Annotated in this window: 15 protein-coding genes; 5 read left to right on the top strand and 10 right to left on the bottom strand. The window is 57.0% G+C overall.

The window, feature by feature from the left end; translation table 11 throughout:
* Window positions 1-197 precede the first annotated feature (197 nt).
* The 6 genes from NW804_RS04935 to NW804_RS04960 form a co-directional block, all read right to left on the bottom strand.
* Window positions 198-827, bottom strand: coding sequence for a biotin transporter BioY (locus NW804_RS04935; protein ID WP_414422997.1), 630 nt, complete (start codon window positions 825-827; stop codon window positions 198-200).
* 204 nt (window positions 828-1,031) lie between these two features.
* A complete protein-coding gene (locus tag NW804_RS04940; protein WP_414410097.1) occupies window positions 1,032-2,462 on the bottom strand; it encodes an RtcB family protein in 1,431 nt (476 codons plus the stop codon).
* Window positions 2,463-2,475: 13 nt separating this feature from the next.
* Window positions 2,476-2,898 (bottom strand): archease, encoded by a 423-nt coding sequence (locus NW804_RS04945; protein ID WP_414405098.1) that lies wholly within the window; start codon window positions 2,896-2,898, stop codon window positions 2,476-2,478.
* A gap of 66 nt (window positions 2,899-2,964) precedes the next feature.
* The gene (locus NW804_RS04950) at window positions 2,965-3,735 is read right to left on the bottom strand and encodes a hypothetical protein (protein ID WP_414422998.1); all 771 of its coding nucleotides are present in this window, start codon (window positions 3,733-3,735) and stop codon (window positions 2,965-2,967) included.
* A gap of 114 nt (window positions 3,736-3,849) precedes the next feature.
* A complete protein-coding gene (locus NW804_RS04955; RefSeq protein WP_414422999.1) occupies window positions 3,850-4,326 on the bottom strand; it encodes an ABA4-like family protein in 477 nt (158 codons plus the stop codon).
* 17 nt (window positions 4,327-4,343) lie between these two features.
* Window positions 4,344-4,685 carry a hypothetical protein gene (locus NW804_RS04960; RefSeq protein ID WP_414420902.1) on the bottom strand — a complete coding sequence of 114 codons (342 nt, stop codon included), beginning with the start codon at window positions 4,683-4,685 and terminating at the stop codon, window positions 4,344-4,346.
* 212 nt (window positions 4,686-4,897) lie between these two features.
* On the opposite strand from NW804_RS04960, the gene NW804_RS04965 reads away from it, so the two are divergent.
* Window positions 4,898-5,161: a sulfiredoxin gene (locus NW804_RS04965; protein ID WP_414395378.1), complete on the top strand. Its 264-nt coding sequence runs from the start codon at window positions 4,898-4,900 to the stop codon at window positions 5,159-5,161.
* Here NW804_RS04965 and NW804_RS04970 read toward each other — a convergent pair.
* From NW804_RS04970 to NW804_RS04985, 4 genes are all read right to left on the bottom strand, one after another.
* The gene (locus NW804_RS04970; RefSeq protein ID WP_414420900.1) at window positions 5,141-5,839 is read right to left on the bottom strand and encodes a response regulator transcription factor; all 699 of its coding nucleotides are present in this window, start codon (window positions 5,837-5,839) and stop codon (window positions 5,141-5,143) included. The genes NW804_RS04965 and NW804_RS04970 overlap by 21 nt on opposite strands.
* Window positions 5,840-5,924: 85 nt before the next feature.
* Window positions 5,925-6,713 carry an ABC transporter permease gene (locus NW804_RS04975; protein WP_414395383.1) on the bottom strand — a complete coding sequence of 263 codons (789 nt, stop codon included), beginning with the start codon at window positions 6,711-6,713 and terminating at the stop codon, window positions 5,925-5,927.
* On the bottom strand, window positions 6,710-7,474 hold the full coding sequence (gene cobA, locus NW804_RS04980; RefSeq protein WP_414410090.1) for a uroporphyrinogen-III C-methyltransferase: 765 nt from the start codon (window positions 7,472-7,474) through the stop codon (window positions 6,710-6,712). The genes NW804_RS04975 and cobA overlap by 4 nt, the downstream gene beginning before the upstream one ends.
* 66 nt (window positions 7,475-7,540) lie before the next feature.
* Window positions 7,541-8,299, bottom strand: coding sequence for a sirohydrochlorin chelatase (locus NW804_RS04985; protein ID WP_414395389.1), 759 nt, complete (start codon window positions 8,297-8,299; stop codon window positions 7,541-7,543).
* 136 nt (window positions 8,300-8,435) lie between these two features.
* Here NW804_RS04985 and NW804_RS04990 point away from each other — a divergent pair, with 136 nt between their 5' ends.
* The 4 genes from NW804_RS04990 (at window position 8,436) to NW804_RS05005 (ending at window position 12,412) form a co-directional block, all read left to right on the top strand.
* Window positions 8,436-9,389: an asparaginase gene (locus NW804_RS04990; RefSeq protein ID WP_414405104.1), complete on the top strand. Its 954-nt coding sequence runs from the start codon at window positions 8,436-8,438 to the stop codon at window positions 9,387-9,389.
* 574 nt (window positions 9,390-9,963) lie between these two features.
* Window positions 9,964-10,233: a hypothetical protein gene (locus NW804_RS04995; RefSeq protein WP_238376915.1), complete on the top strand. Its 270-nt coding sequence runs from the start codon at window positions 9,964-9,966 to the stop codon at window positions 10,231-10,233.
* The gene (locus NW804_RS05000) at window positions 10,230-11,180 is read left to right on the top strand and encodes a hypothetical protein (RefSeq protein ID WP_414423000.1); all 951 of its coding nucleotides are present in this window, start codon (window positions 10,230-10,232) and stop codon (window positions 11,178-11,180) included. Before NW804_RS04995 ends, NW804_RS05000 begins: the two co-directional genes overlap by 4 nt.
* The gene (locus tag NW804_RS05005; protein WP_414423001.1) at window positions 11,177-12,412 is read left to right on the top strand and encodes a BREX system ATP-binding domain-containing protein; all 1,236 of its coding nucleotides are present in this window, start codon (window positions 11,177-11,179) and stop codon (window positions 12,410-12,412) included. Before NW804_RS05000 ends, NW804_RS05005 begins: the two co-directional genes overlap by 4 nt.
* Window positions 12,413-12,421: the final 9 nt, after the last annotated feature.

Raw genomic sequence — 12,421 nt, forward strand, 5'->3', positions numbered from 1 at the left:
CCTTCAACGTTGTAGGGCCAATAAAAAGGGCCCCCAAGGGGGGCATGTCGCGACCGGCCAGCGACCTACAAAACCCTAGAGCAATATAAGACGCGCTCCATTAATGGGTGGCTTTGAACACCGCTTTGATCAAGTCCTAGGATCCCAGAAAAAAAACTCGGTCCCAGCAAACATCATCTTTTTTTTAGATTCTGCTCCTAGGGGGAGGGTGACTTGGGATCAGCTGCCGACTGCCCCCGCCCCAGCCAGCGCCAAGTAGTGGGCAGCAGGGCTGCGGCCAGCGCACACTTCAATAGATCCCCAGGAATGAAGGGAAACACCCCCTTGCTGAGCACCGCCAAGGCGGAGGTGGGTCCAACATTCTCGTTCAGCCACACCCCCAGCCAAGTAGCTCCCAGAGCGTAGATCAAAGCCGAGCAGGAGAGCATTGCCGCGGCCATCTTCCAGGGACTGCGATCTACCCCCCAGCGCTCCACAAACCAGCCCATTAGCCCTGCGGCCAAGGGAAAAGCCAGCAGGTAGCCTCCTGTTGCCCCCGCTAGGTGTCTGAGCCCAGAGCCGCCGCCGCTGAAGAAGGGCAATCCCAAGAGCCCCTCCAGCAGATACAGCAGCAAGGCGAGAAAGCCCAGCCTGGCCCCAAAGCCTGCTCCCACCAGCATTACCCCAAAGGTTTGTCCAGTGATGGGCACCGGTGTAAAAGGCAGAGGGATCCTCACCTGCGCCAGAGCTGCTACGAATAGACTCCCTCCCACCACCAGCAGCAGATCGCGAATGCGAGAAGAACGGGGCAGAAAAGTCTGGGCCAAGGGCAGGTAAGTCGCAGTCATAGAGCACCTGGAGTGTCGAGACATGAAGGTCAGTATAGGGGAATGCAAAGAAGAGGGCAAGTACACACTAACCCTTTCCTAAGGCATTCGCGCTTGGGCAAGCACAGCTTGGGGAATAACTCACAAACGCAGCAAAGCATCACTTGGAAGCAACAAAAAAAGGGCATTAAGCCCCTAAAAATAGCTTCCCCTTTCAGCAAATAGCTAGCCTTTGATACACAGAATTGGCTTTAAGCGCGCTACAAGTTTCGCAATCTTGGCTTGTTCGGCAGCGCGCACCACTTTGTCGACGTTTTTGTAGGCCTGGGGCGCTTCTTCAGCTACCCCCCGCAAAGAGGGACTGCGCACGATGACGCCGCGCCGTCTCAGTTGTTCGATAATCTCCTGCCCTGTCCAGGCTTTGAGGGCCTGGTTGCGACTCATCGCCCTCCCAGCGCCGTGGCAGGCTGAGGAGAGGGAAAGGGCCTCCCCTTGCGCGGTGCCGACCAGAATGTAGGAAGCCGTGCCCATGGAGCCACCGATGATGACGGGCTGACCGATAGAGCGAAAAGCTTGAGGAAGCTCTGGGTGGCCAGGCCCAAAAGCGCGCGTTGCCCCTTTGCGGTGAACGAACAGGCGGCGCTTTTTCCCCTCTATCTCGTGGGTTTCCTCCTTACAGGTGTTGTGGGAGACGTCGTAAATAAGGTCGAGTTCAGCCTTGGGGAAAAGCTCAGCGAACACCTCGCGCACCCAGTGGGTGATGATCTGGCGGTTAGCCAAAGCGCAGTTGGTTGCCGCCCGCATCGCTCCCAGGTAGCTTTGCCCCACTTTGGACTTCAAGGGCGCACAGGCCAGCTCGCGATCAGGTAGCTCTATGCCGTGTTCTTTAGCCGCCTGTTGCATCTTCTTCAAGTACTCAGTGCCGATCTGGTGACCCAAGCCACGGGAGCCGCAGTGGATAGTAATCACCACTTCCCCCGACTTAAGGCCAAAGCCCTTGGCAATCTCGGGATCGTAGATCTCGTCAACAACTTGGACTTCGAGGTAGTGGTTACCCGAACCGAGGGTTCCCATCTCGCGCCGCTGGCGCTCACGGGCGTAGGCGGAGACTTCGCTCGGCATTGCTCCGCGCATGCGGCCATGTTCTTCGATGCGCTCCAGATCCTCTTTCTTGCCGTAGCCTTGAGCAACAGCCCATTCTGCTCCGCCTTCGAGCATAGCTTCCATCTCTTTGTCGCTCAACGAGATCTTGCTGCGGCTGCCGAGCCCTACCGGTACGCTCGCGTACAGGGCATTGGCTAGGGGCTCTGCCATCTCCTCCACTTCCTCGCGCTTTAGCCCGGTTCGCAAGGTTCTCACGCCGCAGGAGATGTCAAATCCCACGCCGCCGGCGGAAATCACCCCCCCTTCTTCCGCATCAAAGGCCGCCACCCCACCGATGGGAAAGCCATAACCCCAGTGGGCGTCTGGCATCACGTAGCAGGCTCCAACGATCCCTGGCAAGGTGGTCACGTTGCTGGCCTGCTCGGCCACTTTGTCGTCCATTTCCCGGATTAACTCCTCGTCGGCAAAGATCAAGACCGGGACACGCATTCTGCCTTTTGGAGGAATGCGCCAGACCGTCTCATCTACACGCTCGAGTTTCTTGATATCCATAGGTTGCCTCCCCTTACACGTCCACCACGCACTGGGCCACCCAAAGCTCACCCTCTCGGGCTACCTTGAGTTCCGTGTAAGTTGCCCCCTTAACTTCTACCGCCGGTCGGTGTCTGGCAGGGTCAACTCTTTCCCCCCACAGGCTGGCCTTGAGATGCTCTTTTGCCAGGTGCACTTCGACTTTTCCAAAGAGCATGCCTCTGACGGCCATCTCGTAGATCACTGCGTTCAGGAAATCCACCAACAACAGTTCCAGATCGCCTGCATTTCCTAGCTCGATCTCTAGGTGTTCTCTGGGAGCTACTTCATCCACGCTAGTGACCACCGCAGTCAGGGCCAAAGCTGCCTGGGCAAAGGCTTCCTCCGGCGTTGCCCCATAGCCGCGCACACCAATGTCGGCCATGTGTTCAAAGTGCTCCCATCTTGCCCGCACCACGGCAGTCCCCCTGCTCTCATTCTCAGGCCAAAGCCAGAGGCCACCTGGATAGATTAAGGTTTCTCTCTAGAAACTGGAAGAGGAAAGAAGGCGTAGCTCAAAGGTGAGGATGTTGGCAGCCAAAATCTCCAGGGCTCCTCCCTCAATGAGCTCGCGGGTGAGGCCGCTTCCAGATCCACTTTGCTGGAGTAACTCACGGCTGCGGCGCATGGTCTCTTGGCGCTGGGGATTGTCGACAACCACCTGCCGCTGGTTGGAGAGACTAAGGCGATAGTAGTTGGGCAGTTCGCCGCGGGTGGCATCAATGGCCAGATTGGTCTCTTCAGGAGCCACGCGAAAAGGGGCGCGGGCAGTGAGCAAAGCCACCTGGATATCCTGGTTTTGCCCGTCCAGACCTTGGAGCTCCGAAAGGTCAATCCGGAACCTAAGGGTGTCGCGATCCCGGTTAACGCGCTCCACCCGCACCTGGTTAAAGCCAACGGCAAACTCTCGCTCCTGCTCACCAAAGCGCTGGATGGTAGCTTGCAAAACGGCCTCCTCGTTAAGAGGGGTAACCCGAATCAGGTAGTCCCAGTCACGCACAAAGGTGTACTCGTTGGGCCCGACCCGGACATTGGGATCTACCAGGTTGGCAGTGGGACCAGGGCTACCGGCTCGGCTAAGGGCCACCATGTACCAGTAGTTAGGGCTAATGGGCAGGCCCAGGGTCATGCGCACTTCCAACAAAAGCCGTGCCCAGCTAGCCCCAGCCGTGAGGGCCACAAGGGCTGCTGCTCCAAGGCCGCTCCACAGCCACCGCTGAGGACGCAAAAACCAAGCTACGCCTCCACTCCTCATCAAGCAGTTCCTCTGGCCTCAAGGCCGAGGGCTCCTACCCCTGATCCTAGCCTCTTAGGACTTCCTCCTGCTATGCGAGCCTGGATCCCTTTCGATGGAGCCTATCCCTAGGAGTTAGCCAACTCTTGCGGCACTTCTGTCTCTTGAGTCCTTCCCCCCCGACCGGTTTTGCCGGCGTGCCTGGACAACTGCCACCGTAAGCAAATGGGAGAGCAAGCCCACTGGCCCGGCAAACAAGCACAGCAGCAGGGAATGGGTTGTCCAAACCCGCTTTTCCCACCCCTCCAGGAAGATCCATCGTCCTACAAACAAATCCATGACGATGTAGTGAACCCACCCCGTCGCCATCACCGAGGGCTGGCTGAATAGAGCTGTTAGATTGCTCAGAGATAGCTGGGGATTGAAAAACTCCCTAAGAGTCGCTGTGCTAAACCCGCCAGCCAGAAGGTAGAGATAGACTGCTGCCAAAAGGGCAATGGGCAAGAGCGATTCCATCACCCTGCGGGTTACTTTCCAACCCGGCAACAGGATCATCAAGGCCCAAAAAGGAAGCGCAAACCAGTTGGCTGCGTTAAAGACTATCTCCAGCATGCTTGGAACCCCCAGCATTACCTGTCTATTATCGGCCCAGCAGCCCTGGCAATAGAGCTGACAGCAAGGCTACTGTTGCTGGCGGCAGCAATGCGGGAAATCCGGGATCCGCTATCGCCCATGCCCCAAAGATTGCTGATGCTTTTGGCTGTGGAGGTAGGTTGAGCTGGGCCGATGCCGGATTCTCCTGCCTCCGCGTCGGGGGATCTCAGCAACTCCCTGGGTTCCTCAACCCGCTGGGCTGCCATGACCTTGGGGGCAGCAGGTTCCCAGGTGGGCTTGGGGGTAGTCTCCGCAGCAGGGTCCTTCTGGGGAGAAGGCTGCTGAACCGGCACTTTGCCAAGCAGATCTGGCAGCATCTTGGATGGGGCAGAGGGAAGTTGACCCGCAACCTTTCCCCACAGAACTTTGAGGAGTTGCCACATATGGCTTAGCTTCCAGCGCAACTCATAAGTCCAGGATGGTGTTATCCTGCCATGCCTTGCTCTCAGAGTCTATCTCTCCGCCAAGGGCTGACAAGATAAACTCATAACGAGTATGATGAAGAAGCCGAACTGAGAAGAGACCCACCATGGTGGAGATTCGCGAGATTCCCCTGGCTCAGATTCGCCGTCCGCTGCCGCGGCAGACGGATCCGGGGAAGGTGCAGGCGCTGATGGCTTCCATCCAGGAAATAGGCCTGCAGGAGCCAATTGAGGTTTTAGAGGTGGAGGGAAAGTACTACAGCTTCTCGGGCTGCCACCGCTACGAGGCCTTTGTCCGCCTGGGCAGGGATCGGATCCCGTGTCGAGTGCGTAGGGCCACGCCTGCTGTTTTAAGACTTCATTTGGCCTGAGGGAGGGATCCTTTCGTTGCCTCCTTCCTCTCGAGAAACGTAGCCCTGCTCATAGGCAAAGCGCACCAGCTGGGAGCGGTTTTCCAGAGAAAGCTTGCTGAGAATATTGGTCAAGTGGGTCTGGACAGTGCGCGGGCTAATGCATAGCCTTTCGCCAATCTGCTTGTTGGTGTAGCCCTGGATAACCTCCCGGAACACCCGCTCTTCGGCAGGGGTTAGGTTGAGCTCCTTCAAGCGGGGGCGAGGGGCAACATCAGCCTTAGCGGAGTTCTGCTGCTGGATGAGACGGAGGATCTCCAATTGCGTGCGGCGGGATCGTTCAATCTGCGCCTCAATCTTGGCCACCAATTCCAGGGGCTCAAAGGGCTTGATGATGTAGTCGTCGGCTCCCCACTCATACCCCTGAATGCGGTCGCCCAGTTCGCCACGGGAAGAGAGAAAGATAAAAGGAACAAGCTCGCCGCCTCGCTGTTGGCGTAGCTGCCGGCAGAACTCGAAACCATTCATTTCCGGCATCACCACATCTGACACCACCACATCCGGCTGCTCTTCAGCAAACAGGCGCAATCCTTCTCTGCCGGAAGTGGCTGTGCGAACCCGATAGCCATGCTGGCTGAGATGGCGGCTCAGAACCTTGAGGGAAATGGGATCGTCATCTACGACTAGGACGCGCTTCATGATGACCTGAGGGGGAGCCGAAGACTGGCAGCCAAGCTGGAGATCCCTAGCCCATGATAATAGCTGCGGCGGCTCAAGGCAGTTCTTAAGCCCCCATTCCCGAGTAGCGCTGCAGACCCTTCCACCAGAGCCAACGGTTGACCAGCCAAAATAGCCCCAGCCAGGCCAGGCCCATGGCAAAGCCGCGCAGGATGTCCTGGGGGAGCCCTACCCAGAGACTGGCGGGAAAATGCACCAAGTAGGGAAAGGGCGTCCAGCCTAAGACCTGGCGCACTGCTGGCGGAAACACTTCTAAGGGGGCGATCACCCCCGAGAGGAACAAGTACACCAAAAAGTGAAATTGCTCCAGGGCTGATATCCTTTCTACCCAAAAGGCCAGCAGCGCCAGCGTGTACTGCATAAGAAAACGCAGGGCAAAAGCCAAGAGAATAGCCAAGGATCCCAGCGCCACTTGTTGCCAAGAGGGGATCCAAAAAGCGCGGGGATAGAGTAGGAAAAAGAGGGCAATTAAAGCCACAGTAAAGGGGAGGCGGGCGAGGCGTTCCATCAGGTGGCTGGCCACGTGGTGCCAGGCGGGATCCAGAGGCTGTAGTAGGCGGGGAGACAACTTGCCCTCGACCACCTCCTGCTCAAAGTCCCAGATGACCCAGATGATGCTAAACTGGCGCACCAGGAACACCGCTAGGAAATAGCGGATGAACTCCAGGGAAGAGAGCGAGAAGTTCCCTGCGCGAGCAGCCTCGCTCCAGAGCCCCATCATGATCAGAGGCAGAGATCCAGCCAGCGCCCACAAAAGAAGTTCCGCCCGGTACTCCAGCATATAGGCGTAGTAGGCGGAGCAGAGGGCAGCCAGTTTGCGCAAAAAAGCCTTCATGAAGACCCTGCTGGCAAGGGATCTAGTGGACGCAAGGCAGGCAAGAAGTTGGCAAGAGTAACTACCGCTCCGACAACCACAATGGCCGGGGGCAACACCGGCGGCGGCTGCACAACCAGGCTGTCCAAACGCAGCAGGTGAACCTCCTGCTCTGGGGTGGTACCCCAGCGGATCAAGGCCACCGGCGTATCGGGAGCTTTCCCCCCAGCCAACAGTTCAGCGGCAATATGGCCGAGGTTGTGGATCCCCATGTAGATCACCAGCGTTTCCACCGCTCCTGCCAAGGCGCGCCAGTTGACTCGGGGGCGGTATTTCCCTGCCGCCTCATGGCCGGTAACAAAGGCAACTGAGGAGCTGAACTCCCGATGGGTGAGAGGGATCCCGGCATAGGCGCTGGCGGCAATGCCTGCAGTAACCCCGGGCACCACTTCCACGGGGATCCCCGCCTGGACTAGGGCCAGCATCTCCTCGCCCCCCCGGCCGAAGATGAAAGGATCCCCGCCCTTGAGCCGCACCACTACAGCTCGTGTCTGCGCTTTTTCAATCAGCAGGGCCGTGATCTGCTCCTGGGGCAAGGTGTGAGCCCCCCGCTGTTTGCCAGCATAGATGCGCTCTGCTGTGGGGGGGATCAGATCCAGGATGGGGGATCCCACCAGGGCATCGTAGATGACTACATCCGCATGGGCAAGCAGGGTCTTGCCCTTAACGGTCAGCAAGCCCGGATCTCCGGGCCCTGCCCCCACCAGATACACTTTGCCCATCTTGTCTCCCAACAGCCTCTTGGAAAGATCCATCTTGCTTAAGCAAGACGGCTTTGACCAGCCCATCTAGCGAGAACAGGCCGTCCGCACCGTCTCAACAATGGCCTGCAGCAGTTGAGGATCGCGCCAGAGGGGTGGCTCCAGCTCAAGCTGCAACAAGGGCCACTGCCGCCGCAACCGCTGAACCTGGTCTTGTAAGGAGCGCAGCAAGCTGCCCGGGAAGAGGAAAAAGGGCAGCACCCGCAGGCGGTACTGGCTAAGGCGCAAGCAGTGAACGACGGTGGTCTCTAGCGTAGGAGGCTGGGCGGCAAAAGCCAGGTGAATCGGGATCCCAAGCAGGTGCTGTTTTAAAGCTTGGATCTCAGCTTGCAGCTGGGCGGCAAACTCGGGCAGACGGCTGCCATGGCCGAACAGGATCCAGGCGTGGATCAACTCCCCCAACTGCTGCGCCGCTGCTACGCGCGCTGCCACCAGATCAAGCAGGGCTGGATGCTGGCCAATCGGCGGTGTCAACAGCAGCTTTAGGCAGGGCCAGCGAGCCCGAAGCTCCTCCAGCACCGCTGGCAGATCCTCCTCCACATGGGCTCCCCTCCCCATGAAGAGCGATACCAACACCACTGGGTTGTCGCACCTGGGCAGCCGAGCCGCCAAGTACCTGTGAATCTGCTCCGCCAGGCCCAGGGACTTGCCTTCCAACTGAACCAGCTCCACCACTTGAGGAGCTAGCTGCTGCCGCACCCTCGCCAGCAAGTCCGCTGCCGCCTGCTGGTATTCCGGATCCCGGCTGCCGTGACAGACCAAAAACACCAGGGGAGGTGAAGACATGACAGAGCTTAGGGATCCAGACGCACTTGTTCCATTTTGCTCCCTACTGGCAAGGTTTCGCGCCAGATCTGGACGTATGATTTGAGATAATGTACACGCCCCTTTTCTAGACTCGCCGGCCCTTTCCCAGGGTTTCATGTCATTTGAGAACCGCTCCACTGCCCCCGAACTGCTGATCCACGTTTTGCGGGAGGGCTTGACCGAATCTACCCATTATTGCCAAGCCGTGGTGGCCGATAGCCGCGGGCGCTCCCTGGCCGTAGCCGGCAAAAGCACCACACCCGTCTTTGCCCGCTCTGCCCTCAAGCCCTTTCAGGCGCTGGCCATGCTCTCCACGGGCATCCGCGAGCGCTATCGGCTTGGCGAGAAAGACATCGCCATCATGTGCGCCTCCCATCAGGGCACTACGGCCCATGCGCGGCAAGTGTTCAGCATGCTCTGGCGCGCCGATCTTTCCCCCGAGCTGCTGGTCTGCCCCACCCCACCCGGCAAGCCTAGCCCACTGTGCCACAACTGCTCCGGCAAGCACGCTGGCATGCTGCTAGCAAGCCGCGCCCAGAACTGGACTTTGCAGGACTACGCCCAGCGGCAACACCCCGTTCAGGCTCTGGTGCGGGCTAAGTTGGCCGATTTGTTGCAAATGCCCTCGGAAGAGTTTTTATTTGCCCGCGATGACTGCGGCGTGCCCACCTACCAGTTGCAACTTAACCAGCTAGCTTACCTGTATGCTCAACTAACTGCAGGAGAGCGGCCTGAGCTGGAAGCCATTGTCCGCGCCATGACCCACTGTCCGGAAATGGTGGCGGGCGAGGGATGTTTCGACACCGAGTTGATGCGAGCTACCCAAGGCGAGCTGGTCAGCAAGTCCGGCGCCGAAGGGATCCAGTGCATTGGACGCGTCGGAGAGGGGATGGGCCTGGCCATCAAGGTCCAGGATGGAGCAGCGCGGGCCAAATATGCCTTGGCTTTGCACCTGCTGCAGCGTATGGGCTGGATTCAGCCTGCTGCTGCCGAAATGTTAGGGGAGCGCTTCCTCTCCATTGGCCCTTACACCCGCCTTGAGGTGGAAGGGGAACTGCGTATGCCTTGAAGAGCCGGAGGTGGGAAGGCCTTGCACCCAAACTCTTGGTGATGCTAGTTTTTTCGAAGAAAAGGCCCAAAAACTAATGATTGAAGCCCTCTTCAAGACTCTTGACGACGAGCTAGGCAAGCTATTTGCCTTGACTAAGAAAGCAAAGGAGACCGCAGGGAAAGCCCAAGTCGCTTGTAAAGGAGGGCAAGTTCCAGCCCTGAGCCGCCAGCTACAAGGCTGTAGCTCTGTCCTCAGCGAGGCTCTTTCCCAGGTGGAGACGGTAAGACAAGCCCTTGAACAAACCCAGCAGGTTTTGGAGAGAACTTCTCTTGAAGAACTTGCTAGCGAGGTAGGAGAACGAGTCGGCCAGCCTTGGCTGCCTACGGAAAGCCCCCATGTCTTTGTAGCCTTCCCCGCCTTAGTGCGCTTTTCCAGGGAGGGAGTGCGCATAGATCGCAAGCTTCTACGCTCTCAACGGCCCAGTGCCATTGCAGAGAAGATTCTCCGAGCAAGAATGACCAAAGGGAAAGAAACTAATCCAGAGGTAGTTCTTGAACGCATCTGGAAAGCGGCAAAAATTGCAGCGGGTTACTTGAGAAAGTCAAGCGCAGAGCTGCCTCGTTCTCTTCAAGTACCTGCTCGCGATGTCTTCGAGGTGCTCCACCTCAACAACCCAGACTACACCGAAGTGGAGTTTACGCGGCATCTTTACCTCTTGGATCGAAATGGCACCAACCATGTGGAGGGCTACCGCTTGATCTTCTCCGCGTCTACAGGCACGCGCTCGGGTCGCTACTACCGCATTCGAGACGAAGCTGGGGTGGAGCACGCCTACTATCTTTTGGAGTTTGAGAAGCTATGAGCGAAGAGGGCCAGGGTCGGCTAGAGCCTGATTTGTGGCTGCGCTGTCTGGAAGAAGACTACTTGCGTTCTTTTATCCCTGAAGGTGGTGCCACTGTCAAGCTGGCCGTTGTTCCGAAAGATTCCTACTCTTGGGTGCGGAAAGCGCTGCTGGAAAAGCTTAACCAGTATTCCTTTCATATTTTTGATTTGACAGAGGAGTGCTTAAAGCTGCATTCAGTCGAACAGCTTTGGTTTGCCCTTGCTCAGAGAGTAGATTGGGAGACTTTTGCCAAAGATCTGCGCTTCAACATTCTCCAAAAAATTGGATACCCTCCCAGGCTAGATCTGCAGGACTGCACTTTAGAGCAGTTGGCCGAATTCTATCAGATTGAAGCCCGTGAGATCAAACTAGAGTTTCAGCGGGAAATTAAGAGAGGTATTTTTCTGGATTACTCACTAGCCCTTGACTTTCGCAAAGCCATAGTCCGACTTGTCTACGAACCCCTTCAAAGCCCAGGCACTCTGGAAGGTCTATGCTCTGCAATTCAAGAGTGGCTTAAAGGTACGCTGAGCTCTATCAGCCGGGTGCGTGAAGCGGCTATTTTTCGAAAGATTGACAGGACAAATGCTCGAGAGATTCTACTTTCTTTCTTAAGACTATTTACACGACGATCCGGCTTAGTAGCAGTCCTTGTCAGCTTGCTTCACTACTACGAGCGGACCCCCAGTGGACGCCCTAACTTTACCAGTCGACAAATCCTTGAGCTCTACGAGACTTTGCGTGAGTTTATCGATGCGGAGAGTGAACTAGAAAAAACTGTGTTAATTTTCTTAGCTCCTCCAGAGTTTATTGAATCTGAGCGTCTGTCTTATCATAGATATCGAGCTTTGCAAACTCGAATTGAGAATGAGGTTTCTTCTCTTCAAAAGCCTAGTCCATGCACAGCTATGGTGCAGCTTCTATGAATGTAGCGATTGCAGCTAGGCGGGCCATTGAAGCCCTACGAAATGGCGTTCCTAACCGGTTCGCAGTTGCAGAACTTGGCTCTTGGCAGTATCAGATTGAGGAGCGTTTTCAAGAGCTGTGCAAGGGTGCTAGTTCAGGCCCTGCAGGAATGCTGATAAAGGGGGATTTTGGGACAGGCAAGTCCCATCTTCTACTAACCCTGCAGGAGCGAGCAAGGAAGAATAATTTTGCCACCTCCCTAGTTGTCGTCTCCAAAGAGTTGCCCCTCGGTAACCCCAATCGCCTGATTCCCCGCCTCCTTGCCCAGGTCGAGCTCCCTGACATGGTTGAGCGTGGGATCCAAGGCATGGCAGCCCGGCTACAGTACTCCTCGCCTTCTTTCCAGAAGTTCCAGCTTTGGGTTAACCAGTGGCAGTTTGGGTCAGGCTGGTGGCCGGCCACCTTGGCTCTGTACCAAAGGTTAGGAGGCGATGACGAGAAGCTAGACGCCATTGTCCGCTTTTGGGCTGGTGAGCCCACTCTGAAGTCCTCAGAGGTAAGGCGAAGCCTACGGGATCACGGCTTGGCAGGTGCTTATCCCATTGGCAAGCTACCCCCTGCAGAAAGCCTACACTGGCAGCGCCTGGCCTTCTGTGCCCAGCTATGTCGGGCCATAGGGTTTGGGGGCTTGGTGGTTTTGGTGGATGAGATTGAGCTTATTGCCCAGTACAGTCTTCTTCAGCGGGTCAAGTCGTACCGCGTTCTTGGGCACTTGTTTGGTACAACAACCCTGCCTGAAGAAATAAAGAAAGCTCCGCTGGTTTTCGTAGGAGCAGTAACCCGCGATTTCGAGAGGGTCATTCTACAAGAAAAAGGAGATTGGGAGAAAGCACCTAAGATAGCTCTCCAGAAGCATATGTCTGAGGAAGTCGTAAAGGCCGGCATGGAGGCTATTAGCCAAGCTACCCCTCTCCGTTCCTGCTTAGAAGCCCGCGAGGCCATTCAATCCATGTGGCATAGGGTAGCGGATCTCTACCAGAAAGCTTATCCCGATTGGGTACGCCCATCGCTGCCACAGCTTCCTGAGCTCTACAGCACAACCACTGTGCGGTCAATTATTCGCCGCTGGATTACGGAGTGGGATGTGCGTCGGTATTACAGCCCCGATACAGAAATTGTGATTGTAGAAGATGAGGCGATCAAGTCTACCCCAACTGAGGAGCTTCCAGAGTTGGAAGAGGACGAAGAATAAGCCCAGTCA

The sequence above is a fragment of the Synechococcus sp. WC10meta genome, assembly GCF_047461475.1.